Origin of the sequence: Mycobacterium sp. (assembly GCF_036490025.1) — a bacterium.
Lineage (GTDB): Bacteria > Actinomycetota > Actinomycetes > Mycobacteriales > Mycobacteriaceae > Mycobacterium.
In genome coordinates, this window is sequence record NZ_DASXEP010000071.1 from 35,522 (window position 1) to 58,861 (window position 23,340).

Here is a 23,340-nt window from a genome sequence, read left to right on the forward strand (position 1 = left end):
AGGGTCACAATGGAGGGCGTGACAGGTTCACCGGCGAACCTCCCCCTAGCGGTGCTGGCCGACAACCACACCTCCCTGATGCACGGATGGGTCCCGGGAGCCGTCCAGGTCGTCGCGGTGGCCATGCTGCTGGCGGCGGTCGGCTGGCGATCGCGGCTGTGGCGGCTGGTGTGGCTGCCGGTGGCGGCGGTGCTGGGCGCCGCCCTGGCTGGTTTGTCGCGCTGGTACATCACCACCAGCGGTCTGGCCGACGACCCTGCGCCCGGCGTGCTGTGGTGGTGGATCGCCGTCAGCGGTGCCGCCATCGCGATCCTGGTCCTGGGCTGGCGTACCGCGCACTGGTGGCGGCGCTGCGTCTCACTGCTGTGCGTGCCACTCTGCCTGCTCAGCGCGGGAGTCACGCTCAATCTCTGGGTCGGCTACTTCCCGACCGTGCAAAACGCGTGGGATCAGATCACCGCCGGCCCGTTGCCTGACGAGACCGACGCGGCCGGCATCGCCGCGATGGCCGTCGCGGGTTCGCAGCCAACCCACGGCAGCGTGCTGGCTGTTTCGATCCCGGACAATGCGTCACATTTCAAACATCGCGGCGAGATCGTGTACTTGCCGCCGGCGTGGTTTTCCAGCGCTCGATCACCGCAGCTGCCGACGGTGATGATGATCGGCGGCGAGTTCAACACGCCCGCCGATTGGCTGCGGGCGGGCAACGCGGTGAAGACGATCGACGACCTCGCGGCAACTCACGGGGGCAACGCCCCGGTGTTCGTCTTCGTGGATTCCGGTGGCGCGTTCAACAACGACACCGAATGCGTCAACGGGAGCCGTGGCAATGCCGCCGACCACCTAACCAAAGATGTTGTGCCGTTCATGATCTCGAAGTTCGGCGTCAGCCCCGAACCGGCGCATTGGGGTGTCGTCGGCTGGTCGATGGGCGGGACATGCGCGCTGGACCTCACCGTCATGCATCCGGAGCTGTTCAGCTCATTCGTCGACATCGCCGGCAATGTGGGCCCGGAGGCCGGGACCAAAGCGCAGACCATCGCTCGGCTGTTCGGCGGTAACGCCGATGCATGGGCGGGCTTCGACCCGGCCACCGTCATCGCCAAACACGGTCGTTACACCGGGGTTTCGGGCTGGTTCGATGTTTCGTCGAGCAACCCGGCCAAACGTCATCGCGGCCTCTCGGTGACCGACGCCGGCGACTTCGCCCGGGGCACTCGGGATTCCATCGCAAACCCCAACGACGAGACCTCGGCGGCTGAGACGTTGTGCGAATCCGGCCGCGCCAACGGCATCAGCTGCGCGGTTGTCGCCCAGCCGGGCAAGCACGACTGGCCTTTCGCGAGCAATGCCTTCGCGGCCGCGCTGCCCTGGCTGGCCGGTCGACTGGGCACTCCGGGGCTGCCGGAGATCTCGACGCCATCCACCTGGCCGACCGAGTCGAGCGCGGCTCCACACGCCGAACCGGTCGGCCGCTGACTGAGGTAACTGCTAATGACACCGGTCGAACGGGCGCGTCGCGCAATGTTCGCCCGTCACGCCAACCGGTGGAGCGCCTGGACACGCTGGGCGAGCACACCTCTGGTCCTGGTGCCGGTGTGGACGCGCCGTCGCAGCCACGGGTTGTTGGTCGCGACCTGGTTCGCGCTCCGGTGGCCGCCCTGCTGGCCGTCGCGGCTCTCGTCGCCGCCCGCCGCCATCGCGCCGTCCTGGCGTTGGTCACAACCGCGGCGCAGATGGCGCTGACCCTGGTGTACTGGCAGCAGATGGTGCGCTACCTGGACCGTCACCGGTAACGTGGGATCATGCCCGACGAGCCGAAAGGTTGCGCTGCACCGCCCGATGTCGACCCAGGCTTCACCAGCTCCGGGGTGCCGACGTTCGAATCGGTCCGCGAGAAGATCGAGAGTCGATACGAAACATCCATCGGTGCAGCCGAATTGGATGCCGAGAGTCCCGAGGGCCGCGACGTCGAGGGCCAGTATGAGGCCCGGCAGCGCGCCGCCGCCGACCGGTTGGCGCAAATCCGCGAATCGATACGCGACGACGGCCACTGAGCGATGCGCGTCGCCGAGTGTGCAGGTTGTGCATGCGATTTCGCGGGCGAATTTACCGGCCATAACCGGCACAGTCGGCGGACCGAGAGCAACTAGGCGCTGACCTTGCGGCGCTTGGCCGGCCGCCGCGACGCGCCGGCCGACGGCGTCCTGGGCCGGACGAGTATTTCTGCGAGGAATTTGCCGGTGTAGCTTTCCGGCACCGCCACCACATCCTCCGGTGTGCCCTCGGCGACGATGGTGCCGCCGCCGGCACCACCCTCGGGTCCCATGTCGATGACCCAGTCCGATGTTTTGATCACGTCCAGATTGTGCTCGATGACGATCACCGTGTTGCCTTTGTCCACAAGGCCATTGATGACGTCGAGCAATTTACGAATGTCTTCGAAATGCAGTCCGGTGGTGGGTTCATCGAGGATGTAAACCGTGCGCCCGGTAGAGCGCTTTTGCAGCTCCGACGCCAGCTTCACTCGCTGCGCCTCACCGCCGGACAGCGTGGGCGCGGGCTGGCCCAGTCGCACATACCCGAGGCCGACATCGACCAGCGTTCGCAGATAGCGGTGGATGCCGGTGATCGGCTGGAAGAACTCCGCCGCCTCCTCGATCGACATGTCCAGTACCTCGGAGATGGTCTTGCCCTTGTAGTGCACCTCCAAGGTTTCCCGGTTGTAGCGTGCGCCTTGGCAGACCTCGCAGGGCACATACACATCGGGCAGGAAGTTCATCTCGATTTTGATGGTGCCGTCACCGGTGCACGCCTCGCAGCGACCGCCCTTGACGTTGAACGAGAACCGGCCCGGTTGATAACCGCGAACCTTGGCCTCGGTGGTAGCCGCGAACAGGGTGCGGATCTTGTCGAAGACGCCGGTATAGGTGGCCGGGTTGGATCGCGGGGTCCGGCCGATCGGCGACTGGTCCACCCGGACCAGCTTGTCGACGTTGTCCAGTCCGGTGACGCGGGTATGACGGCCCGGCACCTGCCGGGCCCCGTTGAGCCGGTTCGCCAGCACCGCGGCCAGGATGTCGTTGACCAGTGTCGACTTCCCGGAACCGGACACGCCGGTCACCGCGGTGAGTACACCCAGCGGAAAGGCCACCTCGATGCCCCGCAGGTTGTGCTCGTTGGCGCCGACCACCGTGAGCCGGCGTCGGTTGTCCACCGGACGCCGGATCGTCGGGGTGACAATGCTTTTCTTTCCCGCAAGGTAGGCGCCGGTGATCGATTCCTTGTTCGCCAGCAGCTCGGAGTAAGTGCCGCTGTGCACGATGTGACCACCGTGCTCGCCGGCGCCGGGACCGATGTCGACAATCCAGTCGGCGTGCGCGATGGTGTCCTCGTCGTGCTCGACGACGATCAGCGTGTTGCCCAAAGCCTTCAAGCGAGTGAGGGTTTCGATGAGGCGACGATTGTCGCGCTGATGCAGCCCGATGGACGGCTCGTCGAGCACATACAGCACGCCGACCAGGCCGGAGCCGATCTGGGTGGCCAGCCGGATACGCTGCGCCTCACCGCCGGACAGCGTGGCCGCCGCCCGGGACAGCGACAGATACTCCAGCCCCACGTCTAGCAAAAAGCCCAGCCGCGACTGGATCTCCTTGAGTACCTGGCCCGCGATCGCCTGTTCACGCGAGCCCAGAGTGAGTTCGTTGAGGAAGTCTGCGCAGTCCGAGATCGACAGCTCGCAGACCTCGGCGATCGACTTCGCGCCGCGCGCGCCCGCGGTCAGGGTGACGGCCAGGATCTCCGGCTTGAGCCGCGTGCCCTCACACACCGGGCACGGAACGTCACGCATGAAGCCCTCGTAGCGCTCCTTCATCAGCTCGGATTCGGTCTGGTCCAGCTTGCGCTCCAGGAACGCCAGCACGCCCTCGAAGTCGGCGTAATAGGAGCGGGTGCGGCCGTAGCGGTTGCGGTAGCGGACGTGCACCTGCTCGTCGCAGCCCTCCAGAATCGCCTTGCGCGCCCTGGCCGGTAGCTTGCGCCAGGGCGTGTCGACGTCGAAGCCCATCGCCTCGCCGAGGCTGGCCAACATCCGGGTGAAGTACTCCGCGGTGTGGCCCATCGACCACGGCGCCACCGCGCCCTCTGCCAGCGTGCGCTCCGGGTCAGGCACCACCAGTTCGGGATCGACTTCCTTACGGATGCCCAGACCGACGCATTCCGGGCAGGCGCCGTAGGGCGAGTTGAACGAGAACGAACGCGGCTCCAGGTCGTCGACGGCCAGGGGGTGGCCGTTCGGACAGGCCAGCTTCTCGGAGAACCGCTGCTCGCGGTTGTGGGCGTCGTGCTCGTGATCGACGAACTCGAGCACCACGATGCCGTCGGCCAGGTTCAGCGCGGTCTCGACCGAGTCGGTGAGCCGCTGCTTGGCGCTGGCCTTGACGGTCAGGCGGTCGACCACCACCTCGATGTCGTGCTTCTCCTGCTTCTTGAGCTTGGGCGGATCGGTCAGCGAATGCACCACGCCGTCGACGCGGACCCGGCTGTAGCCCTGCGCGTTGAGCTTATCGAACAGGTCGGCGAACTCGCCCTTGCGGGTGCGCACCACCGGGGCGAGCACCTGGAACCGGGTGCCTTCGGGCATCACCAACACCTGGTCGACGATCTGCTGCGGAGTCTGGCGGGCGATCCGCTCACCGCAGACCGGGCAGTGCGGCGTGCCGGCCCGGGCGTACAGCAGACGCAGATAGTCGTACACCTCAGTGATGGTCCCGACCGTCGATCGGGGGTTGCGGTTGGTCGACTTCTGATCGATGGACACCGCCGGCGACAGACCTTCGATGAAGTCGACGTCGGGCTTGTCCATCTGGCCAAGGAACTGCCGGGCGTAGGCCGACAGCGATTCGACGTAGCGCCGCTGACCCTCGGCAAAGATCGTGTCGAACGCCAGCGAAGACTTACCCGAGCCGGACAGCCCGGTGAAGACAATCAACGCGTCGCGTGGCAAATCAAGATCGACGCTGCGCAAATTGTGCTCACGCGCACCCTTAACGATCAGGCGATCAGCCACACAGTCCCTTTCTCAGCGCTCACCAGACACGTCACTGCCCATGCTATGTGCCGCTACCGACAAGCGGCCGTCGGCCACTACCGTGGCACCAATGAGCGTCCTGAACGACAACTACACCGGCCACGTCGAACCAGGTGCGCCCGCCCGCCGCAGCCTGCCGGGCGTGACGATCCTCAAAGCGTCGGTAGGTCCCATGGACAACAACGCCTACCTGGTGACATGTTCCGCGACCGGCGAAACCCTGCTGATCGACGCCGCCAACGACGCGGAGGTCCTCATCGAGCTGGTACGAACGCATGCGCCGAAGGTCTCGCTGATCGTCACCAGCCACCAGCACTTCGACCACTGGCAGGCGCTGGCGGCCGTGGCACAGGCCACCGGCGCACCGACCGCCGCGCACGAGATCGACGCCGAGCCGCTGCCGGTCAAGCCGAACCGCTTGCTGGCCGGCGGCGACACCGTACAGATCGGCGAGCTGGCATTCGACGTCATCCATTTGCGCGGGCACACGCCGGGATCGGTGGCGCTGGCGCTCGACGGTCCGGCCACCGGTGGAGTGACCCAGCTGTTCACCGGCGACTGCCTGTTTCCCGGTGGCGTCGGCAAGACCTGGCAGCCCGGCGACTTCGACCAGCTGCTCGATGACGTCACCAGCCGGGTGTTCGACGTCTACGACGACGCCACCGTCGTCTATCCCGGCCACGGCGACGACACCACGTTGGGCGCTGAGCGTCCCAGCCTCGCCACCTGGCGCGAGCGCGGTTGGTGAGACGCCAACCGGGGTCGGTGATTCACGGTCGCGAAACGCGGTGCAGCGCCTACGCTTAGCCGATGAGGGCGGGCATCGACTTCGGCACGACGCACACCGTCGCCGCGGTCGTCGATCGGGGAAACTATCCCGTGGTGTCGTTCGAGGGGGCCGACACCTGGCCGTCGATGATCGCCGCCAACCAGGCCGGCGAGTTGCGCTTCGGTCTGGACGCTGCCTCCGTCCGCCACGACCCGGGCTGGTCGGTGCTGCGGTCGTTCAAACGTCTGCTCAACGATGCCGGGCCCGCAACGACGGTCGAGCTCTCGGGGCGCAGCTATCGGCTGGCCGACCTCTTTGCGGGTTTCCTCGCCCAGCTGAAAGCCGACCTCCAGCATCGGTCGAACATCGAACTGCCCCCGGGCGAGCGGGTCGAAGCCGCGATCAGCGTGCCGGCCAACGCCTCCAGCGCACAGCGCTTCCTGACGCTGGATGCCTTCACCCAGGCCGGCTTCGATGTGGTTGCTCTGCTCAACGAGCCGTCGGCGGCCGCCTTCGAATACGCCCACCGGTACCGCTCGACGATCACCGCCAAGCGGGAGTATCTGCTGATCTACGACCTCGGTGGCGGGACGTTCGACGCGTCGCTGCTGAAGATGACGGGCCGATTGAACGAGGTCGTCTTCAGCGAGGGCATCCAGCGGCTCGGCGGCGACGACTTCGACGAGGCGATCCTCAAGCTCGTCCGCAACGGAGCAGCCCTGCGCGCGCTGCCCGCGGGCACCCGCGATCTGCTGCTCGAGGAGTGTGCGGCCCGCAAAGAGGCGGTCGGCCCGCACACCCGCCGCTTTTTGGTCGATCTCGCCGGGGTCGGGAAGCCGCCGTTCTCCTGCCCGATCGACGACGTCTACGCGGCCTGTGTTCCGCTGGTGGACAAGACAATTGCCGCTCTTTCCGGCGTCTTGCTCGACCACGCCGACGGCGACGTCGCCTGGTCGGACGTTGCGGGAGTCTATGTGGTGGGCGGGGCCGGGAGTTTCCCGCTTGTTGGCCGGATGTTGCGCGCCACGTTCGATGAGAAGCGCGTCAAGCGTTCACTGCACCCGTTCGCGGCGACGGCGATCGGTCTGGCGGTCTTCCTCGACCGTGAGGCGGGTTTTGCTTTGTCCGAACGTCTTTCACGCCACTTCGGGGTGTTCCGCGAGGCGTGCGCCGGCGCGGACGTGTGCTTCGACCCGATTGTGCCGAAGGGGTCTGCGCTGCCGGCCGCGGGCCAGCCGCCTTTCGTGGTCACCCGGACCTATCGCGCGGCGCACAACATCGGCCACTTCCGCTTCGTGGAGTGCAGCCGGTTACGCGACGGCCACCCGGACGGCGACGTCACACCCTACGATCCGGTGTTCTTCCCGTTCGATCCCGACCTCAACGACGACCAGGACCTGCGGCGGCAGGCGGTTCGACGACGCGACGACGGCCCGGATGTCGAGGAGCGCTACGTCATCACGTCCGGTGGAGCCGTCGAGGTGACCCTCACGACGCGCCCCGACCGGTTGAGCCGGACGTTCCGGTTGGAACGCCACGACCTGGCAAGCGCGTGACGGTCAGTTAGGTTGCGGCGTCCAAATCGGGCGTCCAGGCCACGCCGTTGATATGGCTGCCACCGTCGACGAACAACGTGTTGCCGGTGAGATAGCGGCAGCCCTCGCCGGCCAGGAACAGCGCGACCGGAGCAATGTCGAGGTAGGGATCCCCGATTCGGCCCATCGGATTCGTCGAGTCGGCGAACGCCGCCAGGTCGGGATTGTCGCCGAGGGCACGCATGAACGCCACGCTCTTGGCCGCCGGGCAGATCGCGTTGACCGCCACACCGAACGGCGCCCACTCCCGCGCGGACTTCCACGCCATGCCGACGGCACTGGTCGGCGGTCTGCGCCAATGCCTCGGTTTTGCGAGCGACCAGCACCAGATTCATGCCCGCTTCGGCGAGCAGCCGCGCGAACTCGGCGCCGACCCCCTCCGAGCCGCCCGCGATCAGCGCCCACGGCCCGTACTTCGCGGTATCGATCACCGGGTTGCCGCGCGACGCCCGCTTAGGTGGTGGTGTGAACGATCAGCACATCGACCTTGGCCCGGCGCGAGACGTTGGCGGGCACCGATCCCAGCAGCCGGCCGGCGATCGTGCTCAGGCCGACGTTGCCGACGACCAGCAGGTCGGCGCCGACCTCTTCGGCGAGTCCGACCAGCGCGTCGACCGGAGCGCCGACAATCGACCGTTCTTCGATGTTCTCGGCTCCCGCAGCTTGGGCGCGGTCCTTGGCCTCGCGGAGGATCGCATAGATCGGGGCGCTGCCTGACACCTTGTAGCTCTCGTCCTTCAGGGCGTCGGCGGCCCGAGGATCCTCGTGCTGAGGCAGGTACGCCGTCGCCACGATCAGCTTCGCTTCCGCCCCGGCAATGCTGCCTGCCTTCTCCACCGCGCGCAGCGACGAATCCGATCCATCGGTTCCTACCACCACGGTCCGATAGGCGCTCATTTACCCTCCCAGGTGTCGGTTGCTACGCCAACCCAAGACAGTAACGCGTTGGCGCAGACAGATGGTCGAATTCGAGACACGCCGACGCGGTTGGCAATTCTCGGCTACCGCTGCTGCGCGCGCACTCTGAGCCACCGATCGCCCCGGCACCGCTTTGATTTAACCGTCGACATCGATGAAATAACTTGAGCTGCAAACCTTTTCGTTGTCGAGGAGCGCACGCCGTCTACCCGCTGACCTCGGCAAAACCTGGAAAAGTGGTTCGTGAGCAGGCCGGACGGGTAAGCAGGTTCACCAAGTTGGACCTACAGTGACACACATCATGGTGGCTACCACACTCGACGAACCCAAGACGGCAGCCGTCGCCGGCGGGTCGCGCCCGCGGCGACGCAGCAGGGTGCTCGACCCCCTGGCGATCGCGGTGCTGGCCGCCGTCATCGGTGGCGCAGGGGCGGGCCGGCCGTCGCTGTGGTTTGACGAGAGCGCGACGATTTCCGCCTCCGCCGGCCGCTCGCTACCCGAGTTGTGGCGGATGTTGGGCCGCATCGACGCCGTGCACGGTTTGTACTACCTGGCGATGCACGGCTGGTTCAGCCTGGTCTCACCGAGCGAATTCTGGTCGCGGGTGCCCAGTTGTCTGGCGGTCGGGGTCGCGGCAGCCGGTGTGGTGGTCTTCGCCAAACAGTTCCAGCCTCGACGCACCGCGATCTGTGCGGGCCTCGTGTTCGCCGTCCTGCCCCGCGTGACGTGGGCCGCCGTCGAAGCACGCTCGTATGCCTTCACGGCGGCCGCCGCGGTTTGGTTGACCGTGCTGTTGGTCACCGCGATACGGCGGCATCGGTGGCCGCTGTGGATCGGGTACGGGCTCGCGCTGATGCTCTCGATATTGCTCAACGTCTATCTGGTGTTGTTGGTGCCGGCCTACGCCGTCGTCACACCGGTACTGCGGCGGCGTAAGTCGGCGGTGTTGTGGTGGGCGGCCACGTCAGCGGTGGCGGTGGGCGCTCTGACACCGTTGATGTTCTTCGCGCACGGCCAGAGCTTCCAGGTCGCCTGGATTTACCCGTTGAATTGGCACAACGCGCTTGACGTCGGGCTGCACCAGTATTTCGACAACAGTGTCCCGTTCGCGATCTTGGTGGCGCTCATTTTTGTTGCCGCGCTGACGATTCGGACGGCAGGCCGGTGGCAGTCAGTCGGCGATAGCCGCCGGGTGCTGATCATCTGCGCGGCCTGGATGGTGATGCCCACCGCTGTCAGCCTGATTTATTCGGCGATCGGTAGCCCGTTCTACTACCCGCGGTATCTGTTCTTCACCACCCCGGCGATGGCTGTCGCGCTGGCTGTCTGCATTGTGGCGATCGCGCGAACGCCGCGGTGGATCGCCGTGACACTGATCGCGCTCACCGTCGCGGCCGTCCCGAATTATCTTCTGTCGCAACGACAGCGGTACGCCAAAGAGGGCTGGGATTACAGCGACGTCGCCGACGTCATCAGCTCACACGCGGCTCCCGGGGACTGCCTGTTGGTCGACAACACCGTCGGGTGGCTGCCCGGGCCGGTTCGGGCGCTGCCTGCTGCTCGTCCCGCTGCCTTCCGGCCCTTGGTCGACGTGGGTCGCGGCGTTCCAGCGCCCAAGCGCGAGACGCTGTGGGACGGTCACGTGGCGGTGTGGCTGGTGGTAGGCCGGCTCTACCAATGCACGACGCTGTGGACGATCACCACTCACGACACCAGGCTGCCGAACCATCAGAGCGGCAAATCGTTGCCGCCGGGACGGCTGCTGGCACGCTCTCCCGCGTATGTGACGGCGAAAAACGTCGGGTTCGACATCGTCGAGCGTTGGCAGTTCCACCGCGCCCAGGTCATCAAGTCGACCCGCTGACGCCGGTCAGCGCAAGTCCAGGACGGCTCGGTAAGCTGCCAATGCGCCCACCACAGCGACCGCCGCGAACACCGCGAACAACGCCCGCGCGGCGACGACCATACTGGCCGGCGCGCTGTTGACCACGACACCGGCCAGCCCCGCCCCGAAAGCGCCGGCGATGACCTCGATCGTGTTGATCGCCGCGCCCGCCGCGGCACCTTCCTTCTCGTCGTCGACGTACTGCATCGACCAGGCCGACAGGTGCGGCCAGGCCGCGCCGATGCCGATTCCGGCGATCGTCAGCGTCAGCGCCCACGTGACGACAAGGCCCGCCGAGGCGTTGTCGACCTGGGTGGCCGCAGTCAGGACCAGGCCGAGAGCTATGACCAGGGGCGACGCCACGACCACGCGGTTGATGACTTTCCGGCCGCGCAACGACGCGCTGAGAATCTCGCTGACCGCCCAGCCCACCGCCAGCGCGGCGCCCAGGAAGCCGGCCACGACGGGAACAAGATGCGCCAAGCGTTGCCCGAACAACGGTACATACATGTCGACCATCGCCGAGGCCATCAACACCGCCAGGGTCAGATAGATCCACTTCAACGGACCGGTGCCAAATACGCTGGGCGGCAACACTTTCACCGCCATGCGTCGATCAACGACCAGGAACGCGACCACGAGGACCAGACTGAACGCGAGCAACGCTGCGGTAAGCCCGACGCTCGTCGGAACCTGGGCGACGCTGACCGTGAGCGCCGCAGCGCTCAGCAGCAACACCGACCACACCGGCACTTGCAGCGTGGGCTTCGCGTCGCCCGGATCGACGCGGCGAGCCGGCAACACCAGCGGGATCAGCAAGGCCATCGCCAAGGCGAGGATCGCCATGGCGCCAAACGCCCAGCGCCACAAGCCGAATTGGGCGAACAGGCCACCCGCGGCCGGGCCGGTCACCGTCGCGACGCCCCACATCGCCGACACCAGTGCCGATGCCTTGGTCCATAGCGGTCGCGGCAGAGCGGAATTGATCAGCGCATAGCCCAGACCGGCCAGCAATCCGCCGGCCGCCCCCTGCAGGGTGCGACCCACCAGCATCACGTCCATGCCGGGAGCCACCGCACACACCACACTTCCGATCCCGAACACGGCCAATCCCAACAGAAATGACACCCGCGGCCCGACGCGCAGCAGCAGTGCGTTGACGTTCGTAGCCGTGACAACCGAGCCCACCAGGTACAGGGTGGTCACCCAGGCATACAGCCGCTCGCCACCGATGTCGGCGATCGCGCTCGGCAGCAGGCTGACCGTCAGGAATTCGTTGGTCGCGTACAGCGCAACTCCACCGGCAAGCAGCGTCGAGGTCCCCAGGAACCGGGGACCCAACAGCGCACGCCAGCCATCGACCGCTGTCGAACCGTGGGCTGAGCTCACTTCAGACCGGCGGCATCCATCCCGCGCAACTCTTTCTTGAGGTCGGCGATTTCGTCACGGAATCGGGCGGCCAGCTCGAATTGCAGGTCGCGTGCGGCGGTCATCATCTGCTCGGTGAGATCTTTGATCAGATCGGCCAGCTCGGCCCGCGGCATGTTCGCCGTGTCGCGCCCCTCGAACACCCCGGCACTGACCGCCCGGCCGGGCTCGCCTTGGGCCCGTCGCCCCCGCGACGAGTTGCGCCCCGACCCGCCGATCGCCACGGTGTCGCTGTCGTCGGCCTCGCGATAGACCTGGTCGAGGATATCGGCGATCTTCTTGCGCAGCGGCTGCGGGTCGATGCCGTTGGCCTCGTTGTAGGCGACCTGCTTGGCCCGCCGACGGTCGGTCTCGTCGATCGCTTCTCTCATCGAGTCGGTGATCTTGTCGGCGTACATGTGCACTTCGCCGGACACGTTGCGGGCGGCGCGGCCGATGGTCTGGATCAGGCTGCGCGACGAGCGCAGGAAGCCCTCTTTGTCGGCGTCCAGGATCGCGACCAGAGACACCTCCGGCAGGTCCAAGCCTTCGCGCAGCAGGTTGATGCCGACCAGCACGTCGTAGTCGCCCAGCCGCAGCTGACGCAGCAGCTCTACCCGGCGCAAGGTGTCGACCTCGGAGTGCAGGTAGCGCACCCGGATACCCAGCTCCAGCAGATAGTCGGTCAGGTCCTCGGCCATTTTCTTGGTCAGCGTTGTCACCAGAATCCGTTGGTCGGCCTCGGCGCGCTTGCGGATCTCGCCGATCAGATCGTCGATTTGGCCCTTGGTCGGCTTCACCACGACTTTCGGGTCGACCAGCCCCGTCGGGCGGATCACCTGCTCGACGAACTCCCCGGCGGACTGGCTCAGCTCGTAGGGACCGGGCGTCGCCGACAGGTACACCGTCTGCCCGACCCGGTCGGCGAACTCCTCCCAGGTCAGCGGCCGGTTGTCGACGGCAGACGGCAGCCGGAAGCCGTACTCGACGAGGTTGCGTTTGCGCGACATGTCGCCCTCGTACATGCCGCCGATCTGCGGCACCGTGACGTGCGACTCGTCGATGACCATCAGGAAGTCTTCCGGGAAATAGTCCAGCAGCGTCGCCGGTGGCGAGCCCGGCCCGCGAGCGTCGATGTGCCTCGAGTAGTTCTCGATACCGGAGCAGAACCCGACCTGGCGCATCATCTCGACGTCGTAGTTGGTCCGCATCCGCAGCCGCTGGGCCTCCAGCAGCTTGCCCTGGCCCTCGAGTTCGGCGAGGCGCATCTCGAGTTCCTGCTCGATGGTCGAGATGGCGTGCGCCATTCGCTCGGGTCCGGCGACGTAGTGCGTGGCCGGGAAGACCCGAAGCGAGTCAACCTTGCGCACGACGTCACCGGTGAGTGGGTGCATGTAGTACAGCGCTTCGATCTCGTCGCCGAAGTATTCGATGCGGACCGCGAGTTCTTCGTAGGACGGGATAATCTCGACGGTGTCGCCGCGCACCCGGAACGTGCCGCGGGTGAAGGACAGGTCGTTGCGGCTGTACTGCACGTCGACCAGCAGCCTCAGCAGCCCGTCACGCGGAACCTCGGTGCCGACCTTCAGTTCCACCGAGCGGTCCAGGTAGGACTGCGGGGTGCCCAGGCCGTAAATGCAGGACACCGATGCCACCACCACCACGTCGCGGCGCGACAGCAGCGACGACGTCGCGGAGTGCCGAAGCCGCTCCACGTCGTCGTTGATCGAGCTGTCCTTCTCGATATAGGTGTCGGTCTGGGCGATGTACGCCTCGGGCTGGTAGTAGTCGTAGTACGAGACGAAGTATTCAACGGCGTTGTGCGGCAACATCTCTCGCAGCTCGTTGGCCAGCTGCGCGGCCAGCGTCTTGTTCGGCGCCATCACCAGGGTCGGCCGTTGCAGCCGCTCGATGAGCCATGCGGTGGTGGCCGACTTACCGGTACCGGTGGCACCCAGCAGCACGACGTCGCGCTCCCCCGCCTGAATCCGGCGCTCCAGCTCGTCGATCGCGGTCGGCTGGTCACCGGCCGGTGTGTGCGGGCTGACCACCTCGAAGTGGCCGCCCGCACGCACCATCTCCTCGACCGGGCGGTATTCGGAGTGCGCAACCACAGGATGTTCGGTAGCAAACGCCATGCTCACCAGGGTAGAACCCCGCACCGACACGTGCGGCGACGATGCCGGCAGCGGTCAGCTGTGCTGGCCGCTCCACACCCGGGCACCGGGGTCGCATTCGATCAGGTGCCCGTCCTCGGATTTCGACATGGTGAACACCGGCGTGTCGTCACAGGACGTGCCGATCGGGTGTACCCCGGTGGTCGTTGGCGCTTTGTCCCAGGTGTTGCCCTCGCAGACGACCTGCTGATTGGCGGTGGAATCGTAGGCGACTTTGTCGATGTCGGTGCATGGCCCACCCAGTACCGCGGGCGACGGTGTTCCGACCGGCGCGGCGGTGTTGTCAGCCGCCTGCGTGGGATCGGCCACGGGCACATCCGGCGGGACGTCGCCGGTCCGCGACGCCACCACCGGGATGCGCAGCGTGGCCCCTTGCGACCCGCACTCGTTGCTCCGCACGGTCTGGGTCTGCACGCCGCGCAGCGTGCCGTCGGGTTCCGGCGTCAAAGTCCACACCACCGTCTCCGACTGCGTGGACAACGGCGCTGAGTGGCTGGTGCGACACTGCACCTGCACCTGGCGGGGCTCTCCCTGCCAGTGGCCGTCGACGAAATGCAGAATGCCGGCCTTGCCCGTGCCGACCGTCTTCGCCATCTGGTGACCCCCGTCATCCAGCTTGGTTCCGGTTGCCGCGCACCCGGTCGCGGTGCACGCGGAGGTAAACGCCCACCAACTGGTGGCTCCGCCGTTGGTGCGGATGACGCCGTTGGACGTCTGCTTCGCGCGGTCGTAATCCAGCCGGTAGCTGCCATTGAGCGGTGGTGCCGCTAGGGCCGATCCCGAGGACGACGTCTTGCTCACCCGCGGCGGTGACGCGGGATTCGCCGCCGGCTGGTTGTCCCAGGAGAAGAACGAGATGGCCCACGTCACGGTCAGTGCGACGACAGTGGTGACGATCATCGCCACGGCCATCGCGGCTTTCAGGGAAGGCCGCCGCCGGGCTTTCTGCACGCCGGCGCGACGGCGTAGCAGCGCCGTCACGGCGCGCGCACCCAGCCTGGAGCCGCCATCGCAGGCGACGTACTCGCTGAACGCCGCCGCGAATTGGCGGCATGATTCGAATCTGTCCGAGGGTTCCTTCGCCAGCGCTCTGACGAACACGTCGTCGAGGTCGGCGAGGTCGGGTCGGTGATCGCTGAGTCGGGGCGGCGCCGCATGCAGGTGCTGCCCGATCACCGCGACCGGGTTGGAGTTCTGGAATGGTGGTACACCGGTGAGCAGGTGGAATGCCGAGGCCGCCAGCGCGTACTGGTCGGCGCGGCCGTCGATGTTGGACCCGACCAGTTGCTCGGGGGCAGCGTAAGCAACGGTGCCGACGGCGACGTTGGTCTCGGTGATACCGCTGATGTCAGCGAGTTGGCGGGCTACGCCGAAGTCTGCCAACAGGATTCGACGGTCGTCCTGGTCAGGATGGGTCAGCAGGATGTTGGCGGGCTTCACGTCGCGGTGCAGCAGCCCACGGGCATGGGCATAATCGAGCGCGCCGGCGACCGCGGTGACGATCGCGCAGACATCGTGCTCGCACATCCCGCCCCGGAAACGCTCGCGCATCAACCGGGCTGCGTCGGTGCCCTCGACATAGTCCATCGCGATCCAGAGGTGACCGTCGAACTCGCCGCGGTCGTGCACCGCAACGATGTGCGGGTGCCACAGCGTGGCGGCTAAATCGGCTTCGCGACTGAATCTCTCGCGGAACTCCGGGTCGGCGGTTGTCCCTTCGGTCAAAACCTTGAGCGCGTCGCGGCGCGGCAAACGGGGATGCTTGGCGAGGTACACGTCGGCCATCCCGCCAGACCCCAACGGCCGCAGGATGGTGTAGCCGGCGAACGACGTCGGCGTGGAGATCGCACTGTCCGACGCGTCGCCCGGGCCGGGTCGACCGACCCGCACGCCATCCCGATCGGGACGCGACGCGATCAACGGCACCCGGGTCAGTAAGCGTGTGATCGCCAGGTGCGGCAGCGATGTGTAACCGCGCCGCCTCGGACTGCGGGAGCGCTGCGGCCCTCCAGGAGGCTCCGCAAGCGGTCCCGATTGGGCGTCCCAGCGCTGGGTAGCTCTGGTCGCCTCATCCATAACCGCTTACCCCCTCACTGCTATCGATTCGCGAGCTATGCTCTTGAATTAGTTGCGGCCCGGGCATTTTCGACGTCTCCGAGGCCGCGGCCGTGTTCGGACAGGCTGCTACCTCTTCGCAATCATGCCGCGAGATGCGGTGTGGTCCCGTTGTGCCACTTATGAAACAGCTGTGAATCGCGGCGTCGGAGCAGCTCGCGACAACATATAGGCGAATCACAGTGCGTCCCGTGGAAGCGTTGCACTCCCGGAGTCGATACTGGAGTGGTGAGTCGACCAGCCCCGCCCCTGCTGACCATTTGCCACAACGGCTCCGAAAGTACCTTCACGCCGGGTCACGACGTCGTCGTCGGCCGTGATCTGCGCGCTGACGTGCGGATCGCCGACCCGCGAATCTCCCGCGCGCACCTGATTCTGCGGTTCGACCAGGGCAAGTGGGTGGCCATCGACAACGGTTCAGTGAACGGCACCTTCGTCAACGGCTACCGCACACCGGTGATCGACATCCATGACGGGCAAAGCATCAACATCGGCAATGCCGGCGGACCGCGGCTGACCTTCGAGGTCGGACCGCCTCGCGGCAACCGGGGACGACCACCGGAAGCGACGACCTCCCGTGATGCGCAATCGACGACGTCGTGGTCGACGCCGCAGGGCCGACCCGCTGCGCCGGTCCGGCCGAGCCGGCCGCTGTCACCGTCGGAGTATCCGACCAATGTGCAGGCCGGGCGGCCGCCCGCAGGACCGCCAACCCACGAGACAACCGTGGTCAACGTCCGCTCCGCGCCCGCACAGCACGAGGCGCCGCCCACCGAAGTCACCAGGCTCGACGCACGGTCCGCCGACGCCTCGAATTTTGCCACCCGCTTCGTCAAGTTCTTGTCACCGAGGGCGACGCCGGCCGCCAAACCAGCCGGATCGGTGACGATCGGCCGGGCATCCGACAACGACATCGTGGTCTCCGACGTGCTGGCCTCGCGGTATCACGCGACGCTGATTCTGACGCCGCTGGGCACCGAGATCCGCGACACCAGCGTCAACGGGACGTTCGTCAACGGCACCCGGGTCGGGTCGGCGATCCTGAGCGAAGGCGACATCGTCACCGTCGGCAACATCGACCTGGTGGTCAGCGGCGGGCTGCTGGTGCGTCGCAGCGAAACCGAAGCGGCGACCCGCACCGGTGGCTTGGAGGTGCGGAACGTCGAGTACCTCGTCGAGAACGGCAAACAACTTCTCAGCGACATCTCGCTCACTGCCCGGCCCGGAACACTGACCGCGGTGATCGGCGGGTCCGGCGCCGGGAAAAGCACGCTGGCGCGCCTGATCGCCGGATACACGACACCAAGCTCGGGGTCGGTGACCTTCGAGGGCCACGACATTCACGCCGAGTACGCCTCGCTGCGCAGCCGGATCGGCATGGTTCCCCAGGACGACGTGGTGCACCGTCAGCTGACGGTGCGCCAGGCGCTGAGCTACGCGGCCGAACTGCGGCTGCCACCGGACACCAGCAAACCCGACCGGACCAAGGTCGTCGCGCAGGTACTCGAAGAACTCGATCTGACCAAGCACGCCGACACCCGCGTCGACAAACTGTCGGGCGGACAGCGCAAACGCGCCTCGGTTGCGCTCGAGCTGCTCACCGGGCCGTCGCTGCTGATGCTCGACGAGCCGACCTCGGGGCTGGACCCGGCATTGGATCTGCAGGTCATGACGATGCTGCGGCAACTGGCCGACGCCGGACGGGTGGTGCTGGTCGTCACGCACTCGCTGTCCTACCTAGACGTCTGCGACCAGGTGCTGCTGGTGGCGCCGGGCGGCAAGACGGCCTACTACGGCCCGCCGGACGGCATCGGCGAGGTGATGGGCACTACCAACTGGGCCAAGATTTTCAGCCAGGTCGGTGCCGATCCTGACGAGGCGAACCGCCGGTTCCGCGAGCGGGAAGAACAGCAGTTGCCTCCGCAATCAGGCCAGCCGGCCGACCTGGGCGAGCCGGTCCACACCAGCGTGCGGCGCCAGATATCGACAATCGCGCGCCGACAGGTCCGGCTCGTGGTCGCCGATCGGGCGTATTTCATCTTCCTGGCGCTGCTGCCGTTCATCCTGGGCGCCCTGTCGCTGACCGTGCCGGGCAGCACCGGATTCCACCCCGCCGACCCGCACACCGGGACGCCCGACGAATCCGCGCAGATCCTGGCGCTGCTGTTGCCGGCCGCCGCGTTCATGGGGACCGCGCTGACCATTCGCGACCTGGTCGGCGAGCGCGCCATATTTCAGCGTGAGCAGGCGGTCGGCCTGTCGACGACGGCATACCTGCTGGCCAAGACACTGGTGTTCTGCGGCTTCGCGATTCTGCAGGCGGCGATCGTCACCGCGATCGTGGTGGCCGGCAAGGGCACGCCGAGCCGCGGAGCGGTGCTGCTGGGCCATTCGACGCTGGCCGCGACCGTCGAGCTGTTCAGCACCGTCGCCGCGACCTGCGTCGCCTCCGCCGTGCTGGGCCTGGCCATCTCGTCGCTGGTCCGGTCCACCGAGCAGATCATGCCGTTGTTCGTGATCGCCGTGATGGCCCAGCTTGTGTTGTGCGGCGGGATGGTCCCGGTGACCGGCCGGCTTGGTCTGGACCAGCTGTCGTGGCTGATGCCCGCACGTTGGGGGTATGCGGCCGCGTCGTCAACGGTCGACGTCCGGCACTTGGTGCCGCCCACGCTGCTCCCCCAGGATCAGTTCTGGCAGCACACCCGGCATTTCTGGCTGCTCGACATGGGCATGCTTGCCGGGTTGACGGTGTTCTTCGCCTGTTTTGTCCGCTGGAAGATCCGGCTCCGACGCTGAGCCGCACTGACTAGAGGTGACGCCATCCACCCGCCCAAGCACGAGACGTTCGACCTGCGCGCCCGCACCAACACCGATCCCAAAGGCATCGTGCGGGCCGTCGATGAGTACATCGTCCGGCCGTGGGGTCTCTACGTGGCCCGGCCAACACCTGGCCGCCCGCAGTTCCACTACCTGGAGTCGTGGCTGCTGCCGTCATTGGGGCTGCGCGCGACGGTCTTTCACTTCAACCCCGGTCACGAGCGTGACCAGAACTACTACCTCGATGTCGGCGACTACAGCCCCGGCCCGGACGTCTGGAGCTCGGAAGACCATTACCTCGATCTCGCGGTCCGCACCAACGAATCAACAGATCTTGCCGACGTCGACGAACTACTGGAGGCGGTCCGGCATGGTCTGTTGACGCCTGAAGTCGGCGAGCTGGCGATACGACGGGCCGTCGCCGCCACCGACGGTCTGGCCCGCAACGACTACGACCTCAACACCTGGCTTGCCGGCGAAGGCATGCCGCTGACATGGCGATGAAATTCGCACGATCTGTCGCGAGTTTCCAGGGTGCAGCCGAACGGGTACGTGCCATCCATGGGTTACATCGATTACCGGCGAAAGGGGCGATCCGGGCGGAGTCCCGAACAGTCCCGACGCCGCAGAGGAGGCAACAGCGGGCCGCAATTCGTGATTCAGGGTCACCCGGCGCGCAGCGATCAGTACGACTTTTGTCTGGAGATCGACGGCGTCCTGGTGTCTTGGGCGATCCCTCGGGGTCCGTCGGTCAACCCGCAGGATCGCCGGATGGCGCACCGCACCAAGGACCACCCGGTTGACGATGCCGGTAACGTGATCGTCTGGGACCGCGGCACGTACGCCAACCGGACCGAGTACGAGATGACGAAATGCCTTGGGCGCGGCCATCTGTCAATTCGGTTGAACGGCGAAAAACTGCACGGCCGTTACGCACTCACCCGGGTCCGCGAGGGCGACGATGAGACGTGGCTGCTGGTCAAGCGTCGCGACGACGAGGCCGACCCACACCAGGACCCGGCGCACAGGCAACCCGAACCGGTGTCGAGCGGACGCACACCCGATGACTTCGACGAATCGTCATGACGGACAGACCCGGTCCGGTGCAGCGAGTGGCCCAACTCCGTGCCCGAACTGCCTGACGTAGAAGGGTTTCGGCGCCGCTTGGCGAGCACGCTGCCTGGCCGCGAAGTTCGTAGCGTGAAAGCGCATGACCCGGGTATTCTGCGGAATGTCAGCGCTCAGGTGCTTGGGCGCCGGCTGGCCGGGCATCGTTTCGGCACGCCGCGTCGTCGGGGCAAGTGGCTGATGCTGCCGACCGATGGTCCAATGCTGCTGGTGCACAGCGGCATGACCGGACATCCATACTATGCCGAGACCGGTGCCGACAGAGAAAAGTATGAACGGCTGGTGGTGTCGCTTGATCGCGGCGAACTGCGTTACGCCGATCTGCGTAAGCTGCGCGGGGTATGGCTGGCCGGCGACGAGGATGAGGTCGCCGATGTGACGGGCCCGCTGGGTCCCGATGCATTGGGACTTGGCCTACCAGCATTCCGTGACGTTCTTTCCGGGCGCCGGCGTCGACTCAAGCCGACGCTGATGGACCAGTCAGCCATCGCCGGCCTCGGCAACCTGATCTGTGACGAAATGTGCTGGCGTGCACAGGTGAATCCGCTTCGATCGATCAGCGATCTGGGCTCAGAGGACGTCGGGCGTTTGCACAACGCGATGACCGGGGTGTTGCGCACCGCGGTGCGCCACGGCCGGGTGCCCGGGCTGCCGCGCTGGCTCACCGGGGCGCGCGACGGGCCGGATCCCAGCTGCCCGAGGTGCGGTACCCGACTCGCGCACGCCCGGGCCGGCGGCAGAACAACAGTGTGGTGCCCGCGCTGCCAGCCCAAGTGACCCTCGGCCTAGTCGCTGGGGCGCCAACCGGTCGCGTCGGCCCATTCCCATGCCCGACGATAGGCCTCCGAAAACCACGGCTCTTTGGCGGCGGGCTGTTCAGCTTCCCGCTTGACAGCCAGATACTCTTCCCGCACAACGGGATTGGCTGCCAACCAGTCGACAAACAGCAGCGCGAACTGCTGATTGGGCCAGCCGTCGACGCGCAGGTGGACGTGTGTCGCCCGGCCCGGATCGGCTGAGCAGTGAAGTCGCTTGCGCCACAATGATTCATCGTTGGTGTGGTCGAATTCTGCGACGGCGCTGCGGGCGTCGGGCTTGCCGACGTCAGCGGTGATCGGCCTATGTACATACCCCGCACTCGTCAACGCCTCGTCCAACTCATCGGCCACATCGAGCGAGGCGACCGTGACCTGCACGTCGATGACGTCCTTGGCAACGATGCCCGGCACTGCCGTCGACCCGATGTGGTCGATGCGAACCGCGCGGTGCCCGCAAGCCGTACTCAGTCGAGCCACAATGCGGCGCGCCTGATCTGGCCAGGATGGGTCGTACGGCACCAGAACAGGGTCTGAGCGGGCCGGCTCACCGCCGGCAAGATTGTGCGCGAACGGCAGGATCCGCCGGTGCCACAGCGCGCGCGCCTGTTCGACCAACTCCGCTGCGCTGCCGGAGTTGTCGAGCCACACATCGGCGACCGCTCGACGCTGTTCCTCGGTGGCCTGCGCTGCGATCCTGGCCCGTGCGTCCTTCTCGGTGAAGCCGCGGTGCTCGATCAACCGGTTCATCCGGAGGTCTTCGTCGGCGTTCACGATCAGCACCAACGGGAACATCGGCGCCATGCCGGATTCGACGAGAAGCGGGATGTCCTCCACGATCACCGGGTTTTTCTGGGCCTCGACGGCGCCGGCGATCAACTCTGAGCGGCGTTGGGCGACCAGCGGATGCACGATGCCGTTCAGTGTCTGACGCTTCTCGTCGTCGCTGAAGGCGATGGCGGCCAACGCGGGTCGGTCGAGTGCGCCGTCCTCGGACAGGATCTGCTCGCCGAACGCGTCGATGAGCTTCGCCAGGCCCTCGGTGCCCGGCTCGACGACCTCGCGGGAGATCACGTCGCCGTCGACGACGATTCCGCCGAGATCGCTGAATGTTGAGGACACCGTCGACTTCCCGGCGCCGATACCGCCGGACAGGCCAATGCGCAGCACCGGTGTGCGGGTTAGGCGCTGCCCGCGAGCTTCTCCCGCAGGGCGGCGAGTTGCGCGTCGCTGGCCAGCGAGCCACCGCTCGGCTGGTCGTCGCTTGGCGAGCCGTTGGCCTGCGGGCGCGCGGCCTCCTCGGCCTCGGTGGCGGCGAACTTCTCCATCTGCGTGGTGTGCATCTTGTGCCGCCGCTCGGCCTCGGCGTAGCGGGCTTCCCACTCGGTGCGCTGAGTGTCGAAACCCTCGAGCCATTCGTTGGTTTCGGCGTCGAAGCCCTCGGGGAAGATGTAGTTGCCCTGCTCGTCGTAGCTGTCGGCCATGCCGTACTTGGCGGGGTCGAACTCTTCGGTGTAGTCCTCGTTGGCCTGCTTGAGGCTCAGCGAGATGCGGCGACGCTCCAGGTCGATGTCGATCACCTTGACCATCGCGTCGTCACCGACGGCGACCACCTGGTCGGGCACCTCGACGTGGCGCTCGGCCAGCTCGGAGATGTGCACCAGGCCTTCGATGCCCTCTTCGACCCGCACGAACGCACCGAACGGCACCAGCTTGGTGACCTTGCCCGGCACGATCTGGCCGATGGCGTGGGTGCGGGCGAAGTGGCGCCACGGGTCTTCCTGAGTTGCCTTGAGCGACAACGAAACTCGCTCGCGGTCCATGTCGACGTCGAGCACCTCGACGGTGACCTCGTCGCCGACCTGGACAACCTCGGATGGGTGGTCGATGTGCTTCCAGGACAGCTCGGAGACGTGCACCAGACCGTCGACACCGCCGAGGTCGACAAACGCACCGAAGTTGACGATGGAAGACACCACACCCTTGCGGATCGCGCCCTTCTGCAACTGGTTGAGAAATTCGCTGCGCACCTCGGACTGGGTCTGCTCCAGCCAGGCGCGGCGGGACAGCACCACGTTGTTGCGGTTCTTGTCCAGCTCGATGATCTTGGCTTCGATCTCCTTGCCGATGTAGGGCTGCAGATCCCGGACCCGGCGCATCTCGACCAGCGAGGCCGGCAGGAAGCCGCGCAATCCGATGTCGAGGATCAGGCCGCCCTTGACGACCTCGATGACGGTGCCCTTGACGGCCTCGTCCTTCTCTTTGAGCTCCTCGATGGTGCCCCAGGCGCGCTCGTACTGGGCGCGCTTCTTGGACAGGATCAGCCGGCCTTCTTTGTCCTCCTTGGTGAGGACCAGGGCTTCGACCTCATCGCCCACGGAAACGACCTCGTTGGGGTCGACGTCGTGCTTGATGGACAGTTCCCGGGAGGGGATCACGCCTTCGGTCTTGTAGCCGATGTCGAGCAGGACTTCGTCCCGGTCAACCTTGACGATGGTCCCTTCGACGATGTCGCCATCGTTGAAGTACTTGATTGTTTTGTCGATGGCGGCGAGAAAGTCCTCGCTCGAGCCAATGTCGTTGACGGCTACTTGGGGCGAGGTGACGGTGGGACTCGGCATATTG

General features: G+C 66.5%; 17 protein-coding genes and 2 pseudogenes. 10 read left to right on the forward strand and 9 right to left on the reverse strand.

The window, feature by feature from the left end; all coding sequences use genetic code 11:
- The first annotated feature begins 9 nt into the window (after positions 1 to 9).
- The 3 genes from VGG53_RS07900 (at position 10) to VGG53_RS07910 (ending at position 2,057) form a co-directional block, all read left to right on the forward strand.
- Entirely contained in the window at positions 10 to 1,479 is a 1,470-nt protein-coding gene (locus VGG53_RS07900) for an alpha/beta hydrolase (protein ID WP_331517490.1), read from the forward strand.
- 68 nt (positions 1,480 to 1,547) lie between these two features.
- Complete coding sequence (locus VGG53_RS07905; protein WP_414688910.1) at positions 1,548 to 1,796, forward strand: hypothetical protein; 249 nt, start codon at positions 1,548 to 1,550, stop codon at positions 1,794 to 1,796.
- Positions 1,797 to 1,805: 9 nt separating this feature from the next.
- Positions 1,806 to 2,057, forward strand: a complete 252-nt coding sequence (locus VGG53_RS07910; RefSeq protein ID WP_331517491.1) for a hypothetical protein — start codon at positions 1,806 to 1,808, stop codon at positions 2,055 to 2,057.
- Positions 2,058 to 2,149: 92 nt separating this feature from the next.
- On the opposite strand, the gene uvrA is transcribed toward VGG53_RS07910, so the two are convergent.
- Positions 2,150 to 5,068, reverse strand: a complete 2,919-nt coding sequence (gene uvrA, locus VGG53_RS07915) for an excinuclease ABC subunit UvrA (RefSeq protein WP_331517492.1) — start codon at positions 5,066 to 5,068, stop codon at positions 2,150 to 2,152.
- A 91-nt stretch (positions 5,069 to 5,159) separates the two neighbouring features.
- On the opposite strand from uvrA, the gene VGG53_RS07920 reads away from it, so the two are divergent.
- Together VGG53_RS07920 and VGG53_RS07925 are read left to right on the forward strand one after the other, a co-directional pair.
- The gene (locus tag VGG53_RS07920; RefSeq protein ID WP_331517493.1) at positions 5,160 to 5,837 is read left to right on the forward strand and encodes an MBL fold metallo-hydrolase; all 678 of its coding nucleotides are present in this window, start codon (positions 5,160 to 5,162) and stop codon (positions 5,835 to 5,837) included.
- 62 nt (positions 5,838 to 5,899) lie between these two features.
- Complete coding sequence (locus VGG53_RS07925) at positions 5,900 to 7,414, forward strand: Hsp70 family protein (protein ID WP_331517494.1); 1,515 nt, start codon at positions 5,900 to 5,902, stop codon at positions 7,412 to 7,414.
- Between the two features lie 7 nt (positions 7,415 to 7,421).
- Here the strand turns inward: VGG53_RS07925 and VGG53_RS24005 are convergent.
- The 3 genes and pseudogenes from VGG53_RS24005 to VGG53_RS07935 form a co-directional block, all read right to left on the reverse strand.
- Positions 7,422 to 7,709, reverse strand: a pseudogene (locus VGG53_RS24005) (SDR family oxidoreductase); the annotation flags it as partial.
- Positions 7,705 to 7,884 (reverse strand): annotated as a pseudogene (locus VGG53_RS24010) (SDR family NAD(P)-dependent oxidoreductase); the annotation flags it as partial. The pseudogenes VGG53_RS24005 and VGG53_RS24010, both read right to left, overlap by 5 nt.
- Positions 7,885 to 7,906: 22 nt before the next feature.
- Positions 7,907 to 8,350 (reverse strand): universal stress protein, encoded by a 444-nt coding sequence (locus VGG53_RS07935; RefSeq protein WP_331517495.1) that lies wholly within the window; start codon positions 8,348 to 8,350, stop codon positions 7,907 to 7,909.
- 322 nt (positions 8,351 to 8,672) lie between these two features.
- Between VGG53_RS07935 and VGG53_RS07940 the strand changes: the two genes are divergently transcribed.
- Positions 8,673 to 10,235, forward strand: a complete 1,563-nt coding sequence (locus VGG53_RS07940) for a glycosyltransferase family 39 protein (RefSeq protein ID WP_331517496.1) — start codon at positions 8,673 to 8,675, stop codon at positions 10,233 to 10,235.
- Between the two features lie 6 nt (positions 10,236 to 10,241).
- On the opposite strand, the gene VGG53_RS07945 is transcribed toward VGG53_RS07940, so the two are convergent.
- Genes VGG53_RS07945 through VGG53_RS07955 form a run of 3 tightly spaced genes read right to left on the reverse strand, consistent with a single transcriptional unit; the run spans position 10,242 to position 15,916 of the window.
- Positions 10,242 to 11,645, reverse strand: a complete 1,404-nt coding sequence (locus tag VGG53_RS07945) for an MFS transporter (protein ID WP_331517497.1) — start codon at positions 11,643 to 11,645, stop codon at positions 10,242 to 10,244.
- The gene (gene uvrB / locus VGG53_RS07950; RefSeq protein ID WP_331517498.1) at positions 11,642 to 13,801 is read right to left on the reverse strand and encodes an excinuclease ABC subunit UvrB; all 2,160 of its coding nucleotides are present in this window, start codon (positions 13,799 to 13,801) and stop codon (positions 11,642 to 11,644) included. Before uvrB ends, VGG53_RS07945 begins: the two co-directional genes overlap by 4 nt.
- A 54-nt stretch (positions 13,802 to 13,855) precedes the next feature.
- Positions 13,856 to 15,916, reverse strand: a complete 2,061-nt coding sequence (locus tag VGG53_RS07955; protein ID WP_331517499.1) for a serine/threonine-protein kinase — start codon at positions 15,914 to 15,916, stop codon at positions 13,856 to 13,858.
- 264 nt (positions 15,917 to 16,180) lie between these two features.
- Between VGG53_RS07955 and VGG53_RS07960 the strand changes: the two genes are divergently transcribed.
- From VGG53_RS07960 to VGG53_RS07975, 4 genes are all read left to right on the forward strand, one after another.
- The gene (locus VGG53_RS07960) at positions 16,181 to 18,751 is read left to right on the forward strand and encodes an ATP-binding cassette domain-containing protein (RefSeq protein WP_414688911.1); all 2,571 of its coding nucleotides are present in this window, start codon (positions 16,181 to 16,183) and stop codon (positions 18,749 to 18,751) included.
- A gap of 90 nt (positions 18,752 to 18,841) precedes the next feature.
- Complete coding sequence (locus tag VGG53_RS07965) at positions 18,842 to 19,276, forward strand: DUF402 domain-containing protein (RefSeq protein ID WP_331517501.1); 435 nt, start codon at positions 18,842 to 18,844, stop codon at positions 19,274 to 19,276.
- A gap of 57 nt (positions 19,277 to 19,333) precedes the next feature.
- Positions 19,334 to 19,858, forward strand: coding sequence for a DNA polymerase ligase N-terminal domain-containing protein (locus VGG53_RS07970; RefSeq protein WP_331517502.1), 525 nt, complete (start codon positions 19,334 to 19,336; stop codon positions 19,856 to 19,858).
- A 39-nt stretch (positions 19,859 to 19,897) separates the two neighbouring features.
- Positions 19,898 to 20,677: an Fpg/Nei family DNA glycosylase gene (locus tag VGG53_RS07975; RefSeq protein ID WP_331517503.1), complete on the forward strand. Its 780-nt coding sequence runs from the start codon at positions 19,898 to 19,900 to the stop codon at positions 20,675 to 20,677.
- An 8-nt stretch (positions 20,678 to 20,685) separates the two neighbouring features.
- Here VGG53_RS07975 and coaE read toward each other — a convergent pair whose 3' ends face one another.
- The gene (gene coaE, locus VGG53_RS07980; RefSeq protein ID WP_331517504.1) at positions 20,686 to 21,885 is read right to left on the reverse strand and encodes a dephospho-CoA kinase; all 1,200 of its coding nucleotides are present in this window, start codon (positions 21,883 to 21,885) and stop codon (positions 20,686 to 20,688) included.
- Positions 21,886 to 21,896: 11 nt separating this feature from the next.
- Positions 21,897 to 23,336, reverse strand: a complete 1,440-nt coding sequence (gene rpsA, locus VGG53_RS07985; RefSeq protein ID WP_331517505.1) for a 30S ribosomal protein S1 — start codon at positions 23,334 to 23,336, stop codon at positions 21,897 to 21,899.
- Between the last annotated feature and the right edge of the window lie 4 nt (positions 23,337 to 23,340).